The following is an 18,766-nucleotide window of genomic DNA, read 5'->3' on the forward strand; positions in this document are numbered from 1 at the left end:
GCGGGGGCGCGAGGCGCCCGCCATGATCCTCGGCAAAGCCTCGCTCCCGGCCTCATCGATTCGATCCGTGGATGGTCGGATCGATCCCAGCGAGCGCGCGCAGCGCCCGGGGCTGCGCAGCTGCGCTCTCAATCGCGCAGGTGCACCGCGGTCCGTCTCGTCAGGAAGGCGGCCGAGTGTCCCGCATGCAGCGTGTACACGCCGGGCTCCACCTGCCATCGGCCCGCCGCCCAGTGCGCGAAGGCCCGCGGCTCGACGGTGACGGCGACGTCGACCGTCTGATCGGGCTCGGCCTCGACGGACGCGAAGCCGGCCAGCCAGAGCGCGGGGCGCTCGACCTCGGAGTCGGGCCGCGACAGGTAGAGCTGGACCACGTGGCGCCCGCGGCGCGTCCCGACGTTGCGCACGCGCACCCGCGCCTCGACCGCCGCGCCGGCGGCGGCGCTCGGCGCTTCCACGTCGAGGATCTCCCACCGCGTGTAGCCCAGACCGTGCCCGAACGGGTAGGCCGGGGTGACGCCGGCGCGCGCCCAGGCCCGGTACCCGATGTGCAGGCCCTCGGCATAGACCAGCTTGCCGTTCTCGGGCTTCGTCGAGAGCACGGGCACGTCCTCCGCGCGCGCGGGCCAGGTCGTGGGCAGGCGGCCGCCGGGCTCCACGGCGCCGAGCAGCACGTCGGCGACGGCGGCGCCGAACTCCTGGCCCGGGAACCACGTGAGCAGCACCGCGGCCACCTCGTCGCGCCAGGGCATGGTCACCGGCCCGCCGGAGTTCACCAGCACGATCGTCCGGGGGCTCGCGGCCGCGACGGCGCGGATCAGCTCGTCCTGGCGGCCGGGGAGCCCGAGCGTGGTCCGGTCGAAGCCCTCGCTCTCGATCGCCTCGGTGGTGCCGACGACCACGATCGCGACGTCGGCGGAGCGCGCGAGCTCCACGGCGCGCGCCAGCTCCTCCTCGTCGGACGGCGCCGGGACCTCGGCGCCCAGGGAGAACGCCACCGCGAGCGTGCCCACGGGGACGGTGTGCGTCAGGGCGAGATCGATCTCCTGGCCGGCGGCCAGGGACAGCTCGGCCGCCCGCTGCGGCGGGGCGAGCAGGGCCGCGGCCATGTCGTCCTTGTCCGGCAAGATCGCCTCGTCGAAGAGGACCTGCCCGCCGGCGGCGAGGCGGTAGACGCCCACGCCGGCCACGCCGATCCGGTAGAGCCCGGCCCCGGCGGCGCGGAACCGCGCCGTCACCTCGATCGTCGCGGCCTCGTTCGCGCGCCGATCCCCGATGAACGTGAGGCGCCCGACGTCGCGGTGCTCCTCGTGCAGGACGCCGCCCTCCGCGTCGAGGAGCCGCACGTGGACGCCGTGCTGGCCGCTCACGGGGTCGACGACCTGGTCCCCGGCCACCGGCACGAGCCCCTCGTGGATGCGGGTGCCGACGGCGTGGAGCACCTCGGCGCGCCGGCCGAGCGCGGCGCGCAGCCCGTCCAGCGGCGAGACCGCGTAGTGCGGGTGGACGCTGGCGCTGCCGCCGCCCTGGATCCGCCCCGCCGCGGCGCTCGGGCCGATCACGGCGATGCGCCGCAGGCTGGCCGCGTCGAGCGGGAGCGCGTCACCCTGGTTGCGCACGAGCACCATGCCGGCCGCGGCGGCCTCGCGGGCGAGCGTCCCGGCCTCGGCGCCGGAGAGCGGGGCCGGGGCGGGCGCGGCCGGCGCGACGCCCTCGAGGGCGCCGACCCGGGCGGCGAGGCGCAGCAGGCGGCGGACCTTGTCGTCGATGGCCTTCTCGGGCACCGCGCCGCGGCGGACGGCGGCGACGAGCGCTGCGCCCCACGTCCCTCCCGGGCCCGGCATGGCGAGGTCCAGCGCCGCGCGCGCCGCGGCCTCGGTGGAGCGGGTCGCGGTCCAGTCGGAGACCACGACGCCGTCGAAGCCCCACTCGTCCTCGAGCGGCGACGCGAGCAGCGCGCTCTCCGTCAGGGTCACCCCGTTGACGGCGTTGTACGAGGCCATCACGAGCCACGCGCCCGCGCCGGTGATCATCCGCTCGAAGGGCGCGAGGTAGAGCTCGCGCAGCGTGCGCTCGTCGACCCGGACGTCGACCGTGAACCGCTCGGTCTCCGAGTCGTTGGCGACGTAGTGCTTGGGCGTGGCGCCGACGCCGTGGGCCTGCAGCCCTCGGACGTAGGCGGCGCCGATCCGGCCGGTCAGCAGGGGATCTTCCGAGAAGCACTCGAAGTGCCTGCCGCCGAGCGGGCTGCGGTGCAGGTTGACGGTCGGCCCCAGGACGACGTCGACGCCCTTGCGCCGCGCCTCCGACGCCAGCGCGGCGCCGACGCGCTCCAGCAAGGCCTCGTCCCACGTGGCCGCGAGGGCGGTGGAGGAAGGCAGGCACACCGAGGGGTCGCGCTCGTCCCAGCGCTCGCCGCGCACGCCGACCGGGCCATCCGAGACGACCATGCGGCGCAGGCCGATCGCGGGCTCGGGGTGCGTGCTCCAGAAGTCGGCGCCCGTGAGCAGGCGGACCTTCTGCTCGAGCGACAGCGCGGCGACGGCGTCCGCCACCCGCCGTTCGACGGCCTCGGGCAGTTGATCGGTCTTCTGGGGGCGAGCGGAGCGCGAGTCGGCGGCGGCCATGAACCCTCCTGGAGGCGCGGAGGCGCCGCCGGCTGAGGCGGCGCGGAGCACGGTGCTACCACGGTCGAGGAAACGCCGGGCTCACAGGAGCGTCACGGCCGCCGGTGAGCTCGCGCTCCGCCGGGAGGGTGGAGAGGGCCACCTTCTGTGTTCGCGCCGCGGCGATCGGCTGCGGGTGCGCTCACGGGCAGGCGCAGCCGCCGCCGTGATGCGAGCAGCACCCGCGCTTCACGTGGGTGCACGTCGGCGACGAGCGTGCCATCGCAGCAGCACACGCGGCTATCCCTTCGCGGGCGCGGGGACCGCCGCCTCGGGCGCCGTCGAGCGCTGGTAGCGGCGGATCGCCGACTCCCCGATCGTCCGGGAGACGGCCGTCGCGGCGAGCGCCCCCGTCGCCACGGCGAAGGCCGGGCTCAAGCTCACCGCGAGGACGGCCACCGGCGCGGCGGCGCTGGCGGCACAAGCCGCCACCACGGCCGCGAGCTCCTTGACGCGCTCGGATTCGTCGATGTCCTTCCCGAAGAGCAGCGCTATCTCGAGGACCAGGTAAAGGTGCATCCTGGTAAGGATGGATGTACCGGCGACGAACCCCACGCCTTCGTACACGATGCCGAACCCAGGGAGGATGGAGGGCACATGGACGACGCCGCCCGCGGCGAAAGAGATCGCCTTGGTCGATGCGATCAGCCGGCGCGCCTGCTGCTCCGGCGACTCGTCTGGATACATGCGCCGCACGCGGGCCACCACGGACTGGATACGAGATTTTCGAAGCCTCAGGATGAAGTAGAAAAAATCATCGGTGAACAGGCTTTGCTGCCCCGCTTGCTGCTGCCCGACGGCCATGTATACCCCCACTTGCAGGAATGCCTCGCGCGGATTCTGCCCTGATCAAGAGATCATCGGCGAAACACCATGATTATACACGCTGGCGGCCAAGGCTGCCGCCGGAGCGGCCAGGCGCTGGCGAGGCAAGGCCGCGCAGCCGGCCGGGACGTCGCAGGCCACGGCCCGAACTCCGTACACGTCGCGCCAGCCGCCGTCCTCGACACGCGTGATGTCAATGGGGTCGTCGGAGCGACAGCCTCGCTCGTCCCCTTCGAGATCATGGACCTCGTCCGCCATGGATGGCGACTGACGCGCATCGTCATCCTGGTGCTCAACATCGTCATCGTGGCCTATCTGAGCCGGCGCGCTCGGCGCGAGCACCGGAGCTGCTCGGCAACCACAGGCGGCGACACGACACTCCCCCTGGTGCCGGCGAGCGGACGATCGAAGGTTAACCATCCCGCCAGCTCCACGAACCGCGCGGCGATGTCGAGCGCGCGCCGACCGTTGCGCGGGGATGGGAACGGCGCGATGCTGGCCGTCCCTCGATCAGGGCCGCTGCCATGAGCCTCTCCACCGTGCTCCGCGTCCTCGGCCGCAAAGACGGCGAGGTCCACAGCGTGTTCCGCGCCGGGTCGCGCGTGTACGGCACCGCGTCCGCGACGTCGGACGAGGATTTCGTCGCCGTCCTCGCGCGGCGCGACGCGCGGCAGGACCTCGCCTTCGCGCCGGGCGTCAACGTCGTCGTCCACGGCCTCGACACCTTCCGCGACGCCATCGCCGAGCACAGCGTCTTCGCGCTCGAGTGCCTGTTCCTGCCGCCCGAGCACCGGCTCAGGGAAGGAAGGCCGCCCTTCCCGTTCAAGCTCGACAGGAAGAAGCTCGCCGCGTCGGCCGCGAGCCGCTCCGCGTCCGACTTCAAGAAGGCCGGCGCCCGCTTCGACGACGAGCCGGAGGCCTCGAAGAAGAAGCTCTTCCACGCCCTCCGGGTGCCGCTCTTCGCCGTGCAGATCGCCGAGTCCGGCGTCCTCCACGATTACGGCGCCGCGACCCCGTACTGGCGCGAGATCGTCGCGGACGAGCGCCTCGACTGGGAGGAGTACCGCAAGGCCTACGGCCCGATCCGCGAGGGCCTCTGCGATCGGCTCGCGGCGCTGGCCTCACGGCGGTGACGCAGAGGCCGGCGCCGGCGCGAGCCGCTGGGGCCGGATCTCCTGGTGCATCCAGTGCTCGTCCGTCTGCACGTGCCCGCGCCGCACCCACTTGGCGAGCCGCCGCTGGAACGCCGCGTCCGGGAACTCGCCGGCGGCCCGCACCACCACGCCCTCGCGCGGGCCGCCGAACGCGGAGGGCTCGCGCGCGAGCGCGGTCGTCAGCGCCTCGAGCTCGCGCTCGCCCTCGACGGTGCCCCGGAACAGGACAGGCACCGTGGGGAGCCCCAGATCGTTCGCCTGGGCCACGACCATGTCCCACTCCCAGAAGAGGCCCCGCACGTCGTCCCGCACGCCGAAGACCAGCGAGTACCCCGGGAGCGCCTCGTACTCGATGGAATGGATCGCATAGCAGTACTCGCAGAAGAGCGACATGCCCTCCGAGAGCAGGTGCGCGATGCTCGCGTGCGTGGCCTTCGCGAGGTCGAAGCTCGGGTGGGACGGGGGGCCCGAGTGCGAGCGGGAGAAGACGCTCGCCCGCGTGTACGTGAGGTTGCTCCCGTCGCACTTCTCGGTGATGACGATCTCGACGCCCAGCAGCCCCGACACGTCTGCCATCCGCTTGTCGTCGGACGTCCCGCCAGGGGACCACGGCAGGTGGAACGAGCGAGGGTATTTGGCGGACATGGCGGCGACAGGGTAGCACCGGCGTCGCTTCGCGGACATGCTACGGCCCTCACGCGCGCTGCGCGTCGCGCGACGCGCGGCGTTGACTGCGCGCTCGCCAGGGGTCCTCCTTCATGTCCTCCACCTCCTCGCTCCTCGATCTGCTCACCCCCGATCCCGCGCGTGTCCCCTGGAACGAGCTCCAGGTCTTCGACTGGGTCCGCGCGCTCGAGGCTTGCCCGCAGGACCCGATCCACCACGCCGAGGGCAACGTCTGGATCCACACCCGCATGGTGCTGGAGACGCTCCTCGGGCTGCCCGAGTGGCAGGGGCTGCCGGCCGAGGAGCAGCGCGTCGTGTACCTCGCGTGCCTCCTCCACGACGTGGCGAAGCCGGCGACCACCCGCGAGGAGGACGGGCGGATCACGGCGAAGGGCCACTCCCGCGCGGGGGAGCTCCTCGCGCGCCGCCTGCTCTGGGAGCTCGGCGCGCCGTTCGCGCTGCGCGAGCAGGTGTGCGCGCTCGTGCGCTACCACCAGATCCCGTTCTACCTGATCGAGCGCGACGACGCGCAGCGGGTGGCCGCCGAGATCAGCCTGCACGCGCGCTGCGATCTGCTCGCGCTCGTGGCCGAGGCCGACATCCGGGGGCGCGTGTGCGCGGACATGGCCCGCGTCGTCGACAACATCGAGCTCTTCCGCGAGTTCTGCCGCGAGGAGGGGTGTTACACGGCGCCGCGCTCGTTCGCGTCGGCTCACACGCGCTTCGTGTACTTCCGCTCCGAGCGGGGCAGCGGGCGGCACCCGGACGTGGAGGTGTACGACGACACGCGCGCCGAGGTCGTCATGATGAGCGGGCTGCCGGGCGCCGGGAAGGACACGTATGTTCGCGAGCACCTCGCCGACTGGCCGGTCGTCTCGCTGGACGCGCTGCGGAGCGAGCTGGAGATCGATCCGACCGACGCGCAGGGGCAGGTGGTTCAGGCGGCGCGCGAGCGGGCGAAGGAGCATCTGCGGCGCGGGGAGCGGTTCGTGTGGAACGCGACGAACCTGTCGCGGCAGCGGCGTGGGCCCGTGCTGCAGATGGCGGCCGACTACGGGGCGAGGATCCGCGTCGTTTACGTGGAGGCGCCGGCGGCGGTGCTGTTCGCGCAGAACCGGGCGCGGGAGGCGGCGGTGCCGGAGGCGGTGATCCGGCGGATGAGCGAGCGGTGGGAGATCCCGGCGAGGACGGAGGCGCACGAGGTGGTGATGGCGGTGCGGTAGCGGCGGGCTCCGAGCTGACCGGCCCCCGGCGAGGGCTCAAGGCTCGTCGCAGAAGTGACTCAACGTCCACTCGCTGCCACACGGGTAGTGGATCAGCTTGAGACCGACCAACCGTTCGCTGGACACCACGTACTTGACAGGCGTGCGCCTTACGGCCGTCTTCTGAGGAGGCACGTTCGAGCTGAAGAGCAATCCTCGGTAAACGACCCGCAGATCCGACTGTACCCGACCGTGGTACTTCACCATGGAGACGATGTATTCGGCCAGGAGCATGCTGTTCTCAAGCTGCCCCCTGCTGCCACCGACGTTCTTGGACTTCAGCTCGCACAGAAAGACGTAGAGGGGCGCGGGCATGGCGCCATGCTCGCGGTGCCGCTGATAAAAGATGATGTAATCGCAGAGGGCGCGGACTCCTGGAGCGGCCTGGAACAGGGGGAAGAGGCGTTCGTCGACCGAGAACGTGCATTCACAGTTCGGACGCGAGCACCGCCGAGGAGTGAACCCGTCGAACCTGAGCACGACGGCCGGCCCCTCCTTCCGAAGCGTGACCGCAGCGCTCTCGCCGGCCTTCCCGTGCGCCACCTCCCTGAGCTCGATCACCGCCGGCAGCTCGCGAAGCTCGCGTCGTAGAAGGTCAGCGATGCGCTGGAGAACGAAAGGCACCGACATGAGTCACTCGAGGCGATCCAGCTCGGCGTAGATCCTCTGAGAGACCGCGTTGAGCCGGTTGATCTCGTCGTCGATGGTCTTCACCTCGAAGCCCGACTCGGTGACGGACACCGCCTGGGCGCGGTGGTCGTTGAACAGGTACACGCCGACCTGCTCGGGCCGGAGGAGCGAGGCGCGATCGTACTCGAGCTCGTCCACGAGGTTGGACCCCCCCGCGGTGAGGCGGCCCAGCATCAGAAGGTGGTTGAGCTCACGGATCAGGTAGTCGCTGTGGGTGCTCATCATGATCCTGAACCCACGGTTCACGGCCTTGGCGAGGATCCGCGCGATCTTCCGCTGGTTGTCGGGGTGCAGGTTGAGCTCGGGCTCATCGATGATGAGAAAATCGCCTTCCCTTGCCATGTGGCGGAAATAAAACACCAGGCTCGCGAGTGATTTGACCACCGACGCGGTGAGGTGAACCGAGAGTCGGCGCTCCGGGGCCTGGCCGGGCGAGAAGACCATCTCTCCGAGGTCAGACACGCTCACCTCACCACCCAGCACGGCCGCCTCGATGTCATTCGCCAGGTCCTCGAATCCGCTCGTCACCGTGCTGATACTCGCCAGATCATTCGCGACGCGAAGGCTGTCGCGGATCGGCCAAGGATACCTGCCGGCGCGACGCTCGATGAGCTCGTTCGGCTCCGCCAGGGCGCGGCGTGCGCTTGCATCAAGCAGTTCGTCCACCAGCTCGGTACGCTTCAGCGCGAGCTCCTTGGCGAAGATATTCACGGCAATGCGCTCAGCGGGAAACAAAATACACTGTCCAAGCGCGTCGGCTATCAGAGTCGCGAGACCAAAGTTGAGAAAGCGCCTCACCAGCGCTCGCTCGCTGCTGATCACGGTCGCCGTATCCAGAACCACTGCTTCGGGCGGCCCCACCCTTTGCCTGCGAAAGTGCAGACGAAATTCGAGCTTTGAAGAGCTCGGCGCACCGGCGACGACCAAAAACCAGCGTTCTGTCGTACCCCCCAGGACCTCGGAGCTCGCCAGCCGAGCAACCCATTCATCGACAGCACGTGGGGAGTCGAACCGGAGAGACACGATGGTATCCCGGAAGCGATCGCTCTCTGCCGCGAAGCACTGGTGTATTGCTGGCGTGAACGCTTTTGCGAGGCTTGCCAGATGATCCCGCAGATAGGGAATCACGTCGGCCAGAGGGAGGCTCTGGTCCTCGGCCGCCAGGAGCGCCTCGCTCAATGCTTCGATCGATTCCGTCGGCTCGCTGGGGTGAAACCGGAGCAGCCCGTACACGGCCCACGCGAGGTACGTCTTCCCCGAGTTGTTCGGCCCGGTCAGCACGATGAGGTCCTTCGAGAGATCGACCTCCGCCTCGCGTAGCGGGCCCAGATGTTCGACACGGAAGCGCATGCCCTTCGTCCCGGGAACCCCGCGCGAAGCGCGTACAGCCGCGGTCCGCAGGAACCCCGAGCAACCTACCGCCTTCCCTCCGGGTCGGGCAAGGTCACGAGCGGCAGGGGGCAGGCGGGCGCCGTTGTCCCTTCACCGCCCTCGATCGAGCTTCCAGCGACAACGCCTCCGCCTCGGTCGACCCCCCTTTCCCTCGGGATGTACAAGGTTTTCGGGTCGGCTCACCGCCGGCCCCCTCGATTTGTACAAGGTTTCCGGGTCGACCGACCCCGACCCCCTCGAAGATGTACAAGGTTTCCGGGTCGACCGACCCCGACCCCCTCGAAGATGTACAAGGTTTCCGGGTCGGCCGATCCTGGCAGCCGGGGCGCTGACAAGCGCGTCCCCTCCGGCCGAGGCCAGCTCCCAGCTCTGCACGCCCCGCCCCACCCCGCGCCCCCCATCCCGAACACGGACGCCAGCATCGTCGCCGTCCAGCGGACCGACATCGAGCTCTCCCGGGAGCTTCGACGCCACCGGCAAGTGGTACGCGGCGCCGCGTCGCTTCGCGCCGGATCACGCCCGATTCGTGCACTCCCGCTCCGAAGGGCGCCACCAGCACGTGGCCACCGCCCGGCCGGCTGCGCGCACGCACGGATGAGGTAAGCTCCGGTCGGAGCGTCGAATGCCCTTCCAGAGCGAGAACTCCCCCGTCCCGATTCCCCCGCCCGGCGAGGACGAGCTCCCGCACGATGACGGAGAACCGATGGAGTCGGAGCGCCACCGCGCCCAGATGAACCTGCTCGTCGAGGTCCTGCAGATGCACTGGCACGACCGCGACGACGTGTACGTCGCCGGCAACATGGCCATCTACTTCAGCGAGCTCCAGGCAAAGAAGAACGACTTCCGTGGGCCGGACGTGTTCGTGGTCCTCGATACCAACAGACGAGAGCGCAAGTCCTGGGTCGTCTGGCAGGAAGACGGCAGGACCCCCGACGTGGTCGTCGAGCTGCTCTCCGACAGCACCGAGGCCGTGGACCGCGGCGACAAGATGCGGATCTACGCGAAGCTCCTTCACGTGCCGGAATACTACCTGTTCGATCCGTTCTCCGGCGCACTCGAGGCCTATGCGCTCGATCGGGCCACGCGATCCTATGTACGGGTGTCCCCCGAGACGAACGGCGACGTCATGAGCGCGTGCCTCGGCCTGCGCCTCGGGGTGCGCCACGGCACGTACCGCGGCCTCTCCATCGACTGGCTGCGCTGGATCGATGCCCATGAGCGCGTGCTGCAGACCGGCGAAGAGCAGGCTCGCGCCGCCGAGGAACAGGCGCGCGCCGCCGGCGATGAGGCGAAGCGGCTCGCCGCCCGGCTCGCGGCGTACGAGAAGCAGTTCGGCCCGCTGCCCGGCGGCGGCTCGGGCTAGCGGCTCCCCGACCGCCGCTGGCCGCCACGGTCAGCCCCAGCCGACCCGCTCGCCCCTTCCGAACCCCGGCGCCAGCATCGCCGCCCACCGCGCCGGGCTCTTGATCCGCTCCCGCGCCATCACCGCGTCCGCCACGAGGAGCCGCTGGAGCCCCTTCTCCCCGCCGAGCAGCTCGCCCGCCTGGCGCCGCGCCGCCGCCGCATAGAGCGGCATGTCCGCCGCGTCGAACCCGGCCGCCGCCGCCTCCAGCTGCGCGATCGCCGCCTCCCTGTCGCCGCGCAGCTCGGCCGCGCCCGCGCGGATCAGCGGCACGAACGGGTCCGACCACGCCGTCTTCTCCCGGGCGAGCGCCGCGGCGTCCCGGAGCGCCGCCTGGATCAGCGGCTCCGGCTCGGGCGCCGCCTCGGCCACGGCGAGCGCCGTGCACGCGCGCTCGACGTGGGCCATCACCCGGCTGTTCTGCATCATCAGCAGCATCGAGCCCTCGAGCATCGGCCAGGCGTCCGTGAGGCGCTTCATCGCCGCGCCGGCGCGGCCCGCGTACCGGTCGACGTAGGTCTCGCCGAGCAGCCCGACGAAATGCTCGAGGTGGAACCCCGACGTCGTCCACCTCGACAGCGCCCCCGCGATCGCGCCGCGCGCGCCCGCCACGTCGTCCGACGCGAGCGCCACCCACGTCGCCTGCGCGCTGAAGATCGCCGCCGCGTAGAGATCCCCCCGCTGCTCGGCGGCGCGGAGCACCGCCGGCGTCGTCCGCGCGAGCGCGTCGATCTGGCCGCGGTAGTACCGCGCCCACGACGCCATCAGCTGCGTCGTCGCGAGCTCCCAGGACACGCCGGCGCAGCGGTCGCGCAGGAGCTCGTCGGCGACCTCGTACCACGCGGACGCCGCCTTCCACCGCCCGGCCGTGAACGCCTCGAGCATGCCCGACACCATCATCGACAGGCCGAGGAGGTGCGGGCTGTCGAGCCGCTCCGAGAGCGCCCGCACCGCGGCGACGAGCTCCTCCGCGCGCGCCCGGCCCGGCGCCCCCATCATGCACGCGGACGAGGCCTCGAACGCGAGCGCGCGGCCGACGCGGTACGGCTCGCCGGCCCGCAGCGCGAGCAGCAGGGCGCGCGCCGAGAACTCGGCGGAGCGGACCATGTCGACGCCGGACAGCCCCACCGTCACCGTCCAGCAGGCGTCGATGCGCGCGAGGTCCTCCGGCCGCACCTCCGCCTCGGGCCGCTCGCGGAACCGGAGGCCCCTGAGGCGCAGCTCCGCCCGGTGCAGGAGCAGCGCCACCAGCGCGCGCCGCGGCGTCTCCGGGAACGACAGGCCGACGGCCCGGAGGACGGCGCGGACGAGCTCGATCCCCTCGTCGATGTGCCCGCTCCGCAGGTACTGCTCCGCGGCCCGCCGGCGGAGCTCGAGCGAGAGCGCGCCGTCCGCCCCCTCGGCCGCCGCCGCGTAGATCCGCGCCGCCTCGGCGCTCTTGCCCGCGTTGACCAGGGCGTCGGCGCACCGCACGCCGAGCGCGCGCCGCTCGGCCTCGGGGACATCCGCCTCGCGCGAGCGCAGGCCGAGCGCGAGCTCGTAGAGCCGCGCCGCGCGCTCGAACGCGAGCGCCTCCGCCGCCTCCTCGGCCGCGCGCTCGGCGAGCCGCCCCGCCCGCGCCGCGTCCCCCGCGCCAAGCCAGTGCCGCGAGAGCGCCTCCGCGTCCGCCGTCCCCAGCGCCTCGAGCGCCCGCCCTAGCCTCCGGTGCCGCGCCGCGAGCTGCTCCGGGCCGAGCCGGCCGACCACGGCCGCGCGCACCCTGTCGTGCGACGCCTCGACGAGCTCGCCCTCGCCGGCGCGCCGCGCGGAGATCAGGTCCTCCATGAGCAGCAGCGTCATCGCCGGGGCGCGCTCGTCGTCGCGGAGCTTCGCCGCGCGCGCCACGACCGCCGCGTCGATCGGCTCCCCGGCGACCGCGATCACCTCCAGCAGCCGGAGCGCCTGCTCCGGCAGGCGGCGGAGCCGCGCGTCGAGCGCCCTGCCCCACGCGGCGTCGCCCCGGGCGCCGTCCTCGCCCGAGAGCTCCTGCGCGTCGCGGGCGAGCTCGCCGAGCAGCCGCGGGTTGCCCCGCGAGGCGCGCGCGATGGCGTCCGCCCGCGCGCGGGTCACGTCGTCGCGCGCGAAGAGGAGCGCGAGCGAGAGCTCCTCGGCCTCGAGCGGCGAGAGCGGGCCGACCGCGATCTCGCGCAGCTCGCCGTCACCGCGCACCGACTCGATCCGCCCCCGCGCGCCGGCGGCCTCGGCCTCGGCGCCCCGGCGCTCGAGGCGCATGCCGTCGAGCAGCGCGCGGAGCGGCGCGCTCGTGGCGACGTCCTCGTCCCGGAAGCTGCCGAGGAACATCATCGCGGGCGCGTCGGGAGGCCGCGTGAGCTCGAGCAGGAGCGCCACGCTGTCGATGTCGCTCCACTGGAGGTCCTCGATCGCCACGACGAGCGGGCTGCGCTCGGCGATGCGCCAGAGCAGCTGGCGGAGCGCGGCGAAGCTGCGCTGCCGCAGCTCCTGCGCGTCGGGCGACTCGCTCGCGCGCGGCGCCGAGGCGACGGCCGGCACGCGCGAGAGCACCGGGAACACCCGGGCGAGCGCGCGGACGTCGCGCGGCAGGAGGCGCTCCACCTCGTCGTCCGAGACCCGCCGGAGGAAGCGGCTCAGCGCCTCCATCACGCCCCCGAACGCCTTGTAGGACTCGGCCGCCGCATGCGCGCAGCGCCCCCGCAGGACGACCGGCCCCTTGTCGCGGCGGAGCCCCATCAAGAAGTGGTGGATGAGCGCGCTCTTGCCCATGCCCGCGGCGCCATGAACGAGCACCGCGACGGGCCGCTCCAGCACGAGGGCCTCGGCGGCGCGCTGGAGCGCGCGCAGGTGCGGGCGGCGGCCGATGAAGTGCTCGATCGTCGGCGGCGCAGGCATGGGCAAGAGCGCGCTCGCCTGCGCGGCCTCGACGTTCGCAGGCGCGGCCTCGACGCTCGCCTGCGCGGCCTCGACGCTCGCCTGCGCGGCCTCGGCGCTCACAGGCGCGGCCTCGGCGCTCACAGGCGCGGCTTCGACGCTCGCAGGCGCGAGCTCCGCGCCCTCCAGCGGGGGCTCGGCGCCCTCAAGGTCCTGCCGCTCCGCGCCCTCCACGCCGCGCCACCGTCACTTCTTGCTCAGGAACGTATCCATCGCACGCCGGTGCTCCGGGCCGTTCCACTGCTCGGCGAACGCCCGTCGCTCGACCTCGGCGGCGGAGGCGCGCAGCGCCTCGCGCACCCTGTGCAGGGAGCGCTTCATGGCCGCGACCGACGCGCGCGGGCTCTCGGCGATGCGGCCGACCTGCGCGATCGCCCGGCTCCGCGCCGCGCCGGTGGGGACGACCTCGCTCACGAGGCCGACGCGGAGCGCCTCGGCGGCGTCGAGCCTCTCCGCCGTCAGGAGCAGCCGCGCCGCCGCGAGCGGCCCCACCCGCTCGCAGAGCCGCGTCAGCCCGCCCCAGGCCGGGGACAGGCCCATCTTGACGTGGCGGAACGAGAGCCCTGCGTGCTCCTCGACGACGACGAAATCGCAGAGCAGCAAGAGCTCGCAGCCGCCGCCCAGCGCGTCGCCCTGCACGGCGGCGACGATCGGCACCTCGCTCTCCTCGAAGGCCGCGAGGCCCTCGAACAGCCGGAGGACCTCGTCCCCCTGCGCCCCGCCGGCGGCGAGCGCGTGGAGCTCGCGGATGTCGCCGCCCGCCACGAAGACGTCGCTGCTCGTCGCGGTGAGCACGACGCCGCGCACGCGCGGGTCGGCGCTGGCGCGGCGGATCGCCTCGCCGAGGCGGCCCGCGAAGCCGCTGTCGATGGCGTTCCTGCGCTCGGGACGATCGATGGTCAGGACGACCGCATCGCCGGCCGCCTCGACCCGCAGGGTCACGAGAGGACCCTCCGCGCGCCCCTCCCGCCGGTGAGCGCCGCGACCTTCCGGCGGCTCGCGCCCGCCCCGTTCTCCGCCGCCGCGCGGCTCAGCCGCCGCGGCGCCGGCATGCGCTCGTCGTGGATCACCTCGGCGATCCGCGCCTCGAGCGTGCGGCGGCTGAGGCCGCGCTGCTCCGCCGCGTACCGCTCGGCGTAGCTGATGATCGCGCCCGCGACGTCGACGCCGCTCGCGCGCTCGATCCCCTCCAGGCCGGGCGAGCTGTTGATCTCGAGGATCTTGGGCCCGGAGCGCGCCTCGAGCATGTCGACGCCGGCGACCTCGAGGCCCATCGCCTTCGCGGCGCGGATCGCGACGCTCCGGTAGGCGCGCGGCAGCTTCACCCGATCGCCCTTGCCGCCGCGGTGGAGGTTCGAGCGGAACTCCCCCGGCTTGGCGACGCGGCGCATCGAGGCGACCACGCGGCCGCCGACGACGATGACCCGGATGTCGCGCCCCTTCGACTCGCGCACGTACTCCTGGAGCACGATGTCCTGGCCCATGGCCCAGAACGTCTCGAGCAGCGCGTGCACGGCGTGGGGCGTCTCGGCGAGCATGGTGCCGATGCCCTGGGTCCCCTGCTGGAGCTTCACGATCGCGGGGCAGCCGCCGACGAGCGAGAGCGCCGCCTCGACGCCGGCCGGGCTCCGGGCGCACACGGTGATCGGCACGTTGAGCTTGCGGCGCGTGAGCAGCTGGAGCGCGCGCAGCTTGTCGCGGCTCCTCGCGATCGAGACGGCGCCGTTCAGGACGGGGACGCCCATGAGATCGAACTGACGGACCACGGCGAGGCCGTAGTTCGTGATGCTGGCGCCGATGCGCGGGATCACGATGTCGAAGCGCGGCACCGCCGAACCACCGACGAGCAACGACGGGCGGCCGCGCGACACGACGATCTGGAAATCGAGCGGATCGATGACGCTGACGTCGTGACCACGCGCGCGCCCCGCGAGCACGATCCGGCTCGTCGAATAGAGGGACGCATTGCGGGACAGGACGAGGAGTCGCATGTGGCCCGGAGGCTAGCAGAGCCGGCAGACTGCGTGGATGGATGCGCGCGCCGATTCATTTTTCGCTCTTCGGCGGGGCGTCTACCGCTCGCACCGCTCGCACCGCTCGCACCGCTCGCACCGCTCGCGCCGCTCGCGCCGCGGCCCGCACGGTCGCGCGCCGCGCCATCGGCCCTCGTTTTCCATGGGGCTCCTCGCGGCCCGTTCGGCGGATCAGGCGCGGCCGAAGCGCGAAGGCGCAGCGCTTGCGCTGGAAAATGTTTCGTGTACGAATCATCTCGGTCGTGCCGGCGAGGAGGGGTTCGCGATGTGGCAGCCGTTCACGGAAGAACATCAGCAGTTCAGGAAGACGGTGCGGGCCTTCGCAGAGAAGGAGCTCGCTCCTCATGTGGAGGAGTGGGAGTCGTCGGAGTGCTTTCCCAGCTGGGTGTTCAAGCGCGCCGGCGAGCTCGGGATCCTGGGCGCGCACTTCCCGGAGGAGCACGGCGGCGCCGGGCTCGACTACTGGTTCTCGGCGGCCAAGGCCGAGGAGCTCGTGCGCTGCACGATGGCGGGGGTCTCGATGGGGCTGCTCGTGCAGAGCGACATGGCGACCCCGGTGATCAGCGACATCGGCACGAAGGAGCAGATCGAGGAGTTCCTCAAGCCGGCGCTCGCGGGCGACAAGATCGCCGCGCTGGGCGTCTCCGAGCCGGCGGCCGGCAGCGACGTGGCCGGGATCCGGACGATCGCGCGCAAGGAGGGCGATGATTACGTGCTGAACGGGCAGAAGACGTTCATCACGAACGGGACGCGCGCCGATTTCGTGACGCTGCTCGCCAAGACGTCGCCGGACAAGGGCGCCCACGGCTGCTCGTTCTTCCTCGTGCCGACGGCGCTCCGCGGCTTCAACGTCGCGAAGAAGCTGAAGAAGATCGGCAACAAGTCCTCGGACACCGCGGAGCTCTTCCTGGAGGACGTGCGGGTGCCGGGGCGCTACCTGCTCGGCGAGCCCGATCAGGGCTTCGCGTACCTGATGCAGAACTTCCAGACCGAGCGGCTGGTCGCTGCGGTGAGCGCGATCGCGAGCTCGTTCATGACGCTCGACGGCACGGTCGAGTACGGGCGCGAGCGGGTGGCGTTCGGCAAGCCGATCATCAAGCGCGAGTCGTGGCAGCACAAATTCGTCGACCTGTACACGCGCTGCGAGGCGGCGCGCGCGTTCGCCTACAAGTGCGTCGATCACTACAACGACGAGCGGTACGTGCGGAAGGTGCCGATCAGCTTGGACACGGTGAAGCTCATCTCGATGGCGAAGATCCTGGCCGGCGACGTGGCGAACGACGTCGTGGACACCTGCCTGCAGTTCCACGGAGGCTGGGGCTACATCGAGGACTTCCCGATCGCGCGCGCCTGGCGCGATCAGCGGCTCCTCCGCATCGGCGGCGGGACGACCGAGACGATGAAGTACTACCTGGCGAAGCTGATGAACTTCTGAGCGCCCCCCGCGGCCCGGCGGCCGCATCACCGCCAGGCCGCGCGGAGCTCGCCGCCGGGAGCCCCCACCCGGCAACACGCGCAAACGCACGCAAACACGCGCAAACGGGAGCAAACGCACGCAAACATGCGTAAAACATGCGTAAAACGTGCGTAAAACGTGCACGAACAGCCGCGAACCGACGCCCTCGGACACAAAAACGCGCCGGTCGAAAAAAAGTAGAGACAAGCGGCGCGAGAGGCTGTAGATATGCCGCTCCCAACGACCGGGGCTGTAGCTCAGCTGGGAGAGCGCATGACTGGCAGTCATGAGGTCAGGGGTTCGATCCCCCTCAGCTCCACCGATAGGACCGAAGGACTCCTGTTCCTGTAAGGAGTCTGCAGCGCCGTGCCCGCTCGCCGGCGCGTCGGAGTAGAGAACCCGGACATGGCTCTCTCGCCTCACTGGGTCTTCCCGGAGCTCGACGCGAGCGCTGTGGGCGCGGCGCGCGCGCGGCAGGACACGCTGACCAAGCCGCGCGGCAGCCTCGGCGTGCTCGAGGATCTCGCCGTGGCGCTCGCCGGCATCCAGGGCGGGGCGCCCGCGAGCCGGCCCGCGGCGGCGGTGCTCTTCGCCGCCGATCACCCCGTCGCCCGGCACGGCGTGTCGGCGTACCCGCCGGAGGTCACGGCGGCGATGGTGGCGAACTTCGTGCGCGGCGGCGCCGCCGCCAGCGTCCTCTGCCGGAACCTCGGTGTCGAGCTGCGGGTCGTGGACGTCGGCGTCGCCCACCCGTACGAGCGCGTCGACGGCGGCGATGGCGCGCTGCTGCGGCGCGATCCGGTCGCCGACGATCCCATCGGCGACCTGCGGATCGAGGACGCGCTCTCGGAGGCCGTCTACGAGCGCGCGCTCCGCGCGGGCGCCGCGGAGATCGACGCGCTCGGGGGCGACACGCGCGTCGTCCTGCTCGGCGACATGGGCATCGGCAACACGACCGCGGCGGCGGCCATGACGGCGCTGCTGCTCGGGGTCGCGCCGGAGGACGTCGTCGGGGCGGGGACCGGCGTCTCCGGCGACGCGCTGTCGCGCAAGATCGAGGTCGTGCGCGACGCGACGCGACGCGCGCAGGAGGCCTCGGGCGTCCAGCGCACCGATCCGCACCGCGTCGTGCAGGCGGTCGGCGGGAAGGAGATCGCCGCGCTGGTGGGCGCCATGGCGCGGGCGATCGAGCGGCGCATGGCGGTGCTCGTCGACGGCTTCATCGTCTCGACGGCGGCGCTCGCGCTCGTCCGGATGTGCGCCGAGGCGCGGTCGGGCATGCTCTTCGCCCACCGCTCGGCCGAGCGCGGCCACGCCCACGTCCTCGCGGCGCTCGACGCGCGCCCCTTGCTGGACCTCGGGATGCGGCTCGGCGAGGCGAGCGCGGCGCTGGCCGCGCTGCCCCTCCTCGACGCGGCGTGCGCCCTCCACGCCGGCATGGCGACGTTCGCGAGCGCGAGCGTGCCGGATCGCGCGCGGCCCGGGACTCCATGACGACGCCGCCGGTGCTGCGCGGCGCCCGCGCGGCGGCGACCTTCCTCACGCGCGTCCCGGTCGGCGGCTTCCCCTATGCCGAGGCGGACTGGCGCTGGGCCTCGGCCTGGTTCCCGTTCGTGGGCGCCGCGCTCGGCGCCGTCCAGGCCGCTGTGTGGCTGCTCGTCGACGGGGGCGGCGCGCTCGTCGCGGCCAGCGTCGTCGTGGCGCTGGGCCTGCTCCTCACCGGCGCCTTCCACGAGGACGGCCTCGCGGACACGGCCGACGCGCTCGGCGGCGGCTTCGATCGCGCGCGCGTGTTCGAGATCCTCAAGGACAGCCGCATCGGATCGTTCGGCGCCGCGGCGCTGATCGTGGTCCTCGTGCTGCGCATCGCCCTGCTCGCGCGGCTCGACGCGGCGGCGCCGGTCGCGCTCGTATTGACGCAGTGCCTCTCGCGCACCCCGCCGATCTGGTTGATGCTCGCGCTGCCCTACGTGACCCAGGGCGGCTCGCGCAGCCGGCCGGTCGCGCGGGCGGCGCTCCCGCAGGCGCTCCTCGGCTCGCTCTGGCCGGCGCTCACGCTCGCCGCCGCGCACGCCGCAGGCGTCGTCTCGGCGGCCGAGACGGCGGCCATGCTCGGCGCCGCCGCCGCCGCCGCGGCGGTCTGCGGCCTCCGCTTCCGCGCCCGCGTCGGCGGCCTCACCGGCGACTTCCTGGGCGCGACGCAGCAGATCGCCGAGTGCGCCGCGCTGCTCGCCCTCGCGCTCGCGCGGGGCGGCTGAGCCGCGGGCGCGCCGG

Annotated in this window: 16 protein-coding genes and 1 tRNA gene; 8 read left to right on the top strand and 9 right to left on the bottom strand. The window is 72.5% G+C overall.

All coding sequences use genetic code 11. From position 1 onward, the window contains the following. Positions 1-128 precede the first annotated feature (128 nt). From WMF27_RS34220 to WMF27_RS34230, 3 genes are all read right to left on the bottom strand, one after another. Complete coding sequence (locus WMF27_RS34220) at positions 129-2,627, bottom strand: beta-glucosidase (protein WP_437764670.1); 2,499 nt, start codon at positions 2,625-2,627, stop codon at positions 129-131. A 279-nt stretch (positions 2,628-2,906) separates the two neighbouring features. Beyond that, the gene (locus WMF27_RS34225) at positions 2,907-3,470 is read right to left on the bottom strand and encodes a hypothetical protein (protein WP_437764669.1); all 564 of its coding nucleotides are present in this window, start codon (positions 3,468-3,470) and stop codon (positions 2,907-2,909) included. Between the two features lie 45 nt (positions 3,471-3,515). After that, the gene (locus WMF27_RS34230; protein WP_437770002.1) at positions 3,516-3,833 is read right to left on the bottom strand and encodes a hypothetical protein; all 318 of its coding nucleotides are present in this window, start codon (positions 3,831-3,833) and stop codon (positions 3,516-3,518) included. On the opposite strand from WMF27_RS34230, the gene WMF27_RS34235 reads away from it, so the two are divergent. Together WMF27_RS34235 and WMF27_RS34240 are read left to right on the top strand one after the other, a co-directional pair. Beyond that, positions 3,732-4,019, top strand: coding sequence for a hypothetical protein (locus WMF27_RS34235; RefSeq protein WP_437764668.1), 288 nt, complete (start codon positions 3,732-3,734; stop codon positions 4,017-4,019). The genes WMF27_RS34230 and WMF27_RS34235 overlap by 102 nt on opposite strands. Beyond that, entirely contained in the window at positions 4,016-4,624 is a 609-nt protein-coding gene (locus WMF27_RS34240; protein WP_437764667.1) for a hypothetical protein, read from the top strand. The genes WMF27_RS34235 and WMF27_RS34240 overlap by 4 nt, the downstream gene beginning before the upstream one ends. On the opposite strand, the gene WMF27_RS34245 is transcribed toward WMF27_RS34240, so the two are convergent. Beyond that, on the bottom strand, positions 4,613-5,290 hold the full coding sequence (locus WMF27_RS34245; protein ID WP_437764666.1) for an RNA ligase family protein: 678 nt from the start codon (positions 5,288-5,290) through the stop codon (positions 4,613-4,615). The genes WMF27_RS34240 and WMF27_RS34245 overlap by 12 nt on opposite strands. 113 nt (positions 5,291-5,403) lie before the next feature. Between WMF27_RS34245 and WMF27_RS34250 the strand changes: the two genes are divergently transcribed. Further along, positions 5,404-6,534 (top strand): AAA family ATPase, encoded by a 1,131-nt coding sequence (locus tag WMF27_RS34250; protein ID WP_437764665.1) that lies wholly within the window; start codon positions 5,404-5,406, stop codon positions 6,532-6,534. A gap of 36 nt (positions 6,535-6,570) precedes the next feature. Here WMF27_RS34250 and WMF27_RS34255 read toward each other — a convergent pair whose 3' ends face one another. Together WMF27_RS34255 and WMF27_RS34260 are read right to left on the bottom strand one after the other, a co-directional pair. Then, a complete protein-coding gene (locus tag WMF27_RS34255) occupies positions 6,571-7,203 on the bottom strand; it encodes a hypothetical protein (RefSeq protein ID WP_437764664.1) in 633 nt (210 codons plus the stop codon). 3 nt (positions 7,204-7,206) lie between these two features. Beyond that, a complete protein-coding gene (locus WMF27_RS34260) occupies positions 7,207-8,613 on the bottom strand; it encodes an AAA family ATPase (protein WP_437764663.1) in 1,407 nt (468 codons plus the stop codon). A 664-nt stretch (positions 8,614-9,277) separates the two neighbouring features. On the opposite strand from WMF27_RS34260, the gene WMF27_RS34265 reads away from it, so the two are divergent. Next, positions 9,278-10,018: a Uma2 family endonuclease gene (locus WMF27_RS34265; RefSeq protein ID WP_437764662.1), complete on the top strand. Its 741-nt coding sequence runs from the start codon at positions 9,278-9,280 to the stop codon at positions 10,016-10,018. Between the two features lie 30 nt (positions 10,019-10,048). On the opposite strand, the gene WMF27_RS34270 is transcribed toward WMF27_RS34265, so the two are convergent. From WMF27_RS34270 to WMF27_RS34280, 3 genes are read right to left on the bottom strand one after another with little or no spacing between them, the layout of a single operon-like run. Then, positions 10,049-13,177 (bottom strand): ATP-binding protein, encoded by a 3,129-nt coding sequence (locus WMF27_RS34270; RefSeq protein WP_437764661.1) that lies wholly within the window; start codon positions 13,175-13,177, stop codon positions 10,049-10,051. Between the two features lie 12 nt (positions 13,178-13,189). Further along, positions 13,190-13,945, bottom strand: a complete 756-nt coding sequence (locus WMF27_RS34275) for an enoyl-CoA hydratase/isomerase family protein (protein WP_437764660.1) — start codon at positions 13,943-13,945, stop codon at positions 13,190-13,192. Beyond that, positions 13,942-14,994 (bottom strand): RimK family alpha-L-glutamate ligase, encoded by a 1,053-nt coding sequence (locus tag WMF27_RS34280; RefSeq protein ID WP_437764659.1) that lies wholly within the window; start codon positions 14,992-14,994, stop codon positions 13,942-13,944. Before WMF27_RS34280 ends, WMF27_RS34275 begins: the two co-directional genes overlap by 4 nt. A 307-nt stretch (positions 14,995-15,301) precedes the next feature. Between WMF27_RS34280 and WMF27_RS34285 the strand changes: the two genes are divergently transcribed. From WMF27_RS34285 to WMF27_RS34300, 4 genes are all read left to right on the top strand, one after another. Then, a complete protein-coding gene (locus WMF27_RS34285; protein WP_437764658.1) occupies positions 15,302-16,471 on the top strand; it encodes an acyl-CoA dehydrogenase family protein in 1,170 nt (389 codons plus the stop codon). Between the two features lie 267 nt (positions 16,472-16,738). Beyond that, a tRNA-Ala gene (locus WMF27_RS34290) sits at positions 16,739-16,811 on the top strand. Between the two features lie 86 nt (positions 16,812-16,897). Then, the gene (cobT, locus tag WMF27_RS34295; protein ID WP_437764657.1) at positions 16,898-17,986 is read left to right on the top strand and encodes a nicotinate-nucleotide--dimethylbenzimidazole phosphoribosyltransferase; all 1,089 of its coding nucleotides are present in this window, start codon (positions 16,898-16,900) and stop codon (positions 17,984-17,986) included. Beyond that, positions 17,983-18,750 carry an adenosylcobinamide-GDP ribazoletransferase gene (locus tag WMF27_RS34300; protein ID WP_437764656.1) on the top strand — a complete coding sequence of 256 codons (768 nt, stop codon included), beginning with the start codon at positions 17,983-17,985 and terminating at the stop codon, positions 18,748-18,750. The genes cobT and WMF27_RS34300 overlap by 4 nt, the downstream gene beginning before the upstream one ends. Positions 18,751-18,766: the final 16 nt, after the last annotated feature.

Origin of the sequence: Sorangium sp. So ce281, assembly GCF_051527395.1 — a bacterium.
GTDB lineage: Bacteria > Myxococcota_A > Polyangia > Polyangiales > Polyangiaceae > Sorangium > Sorangium cellulosum_B.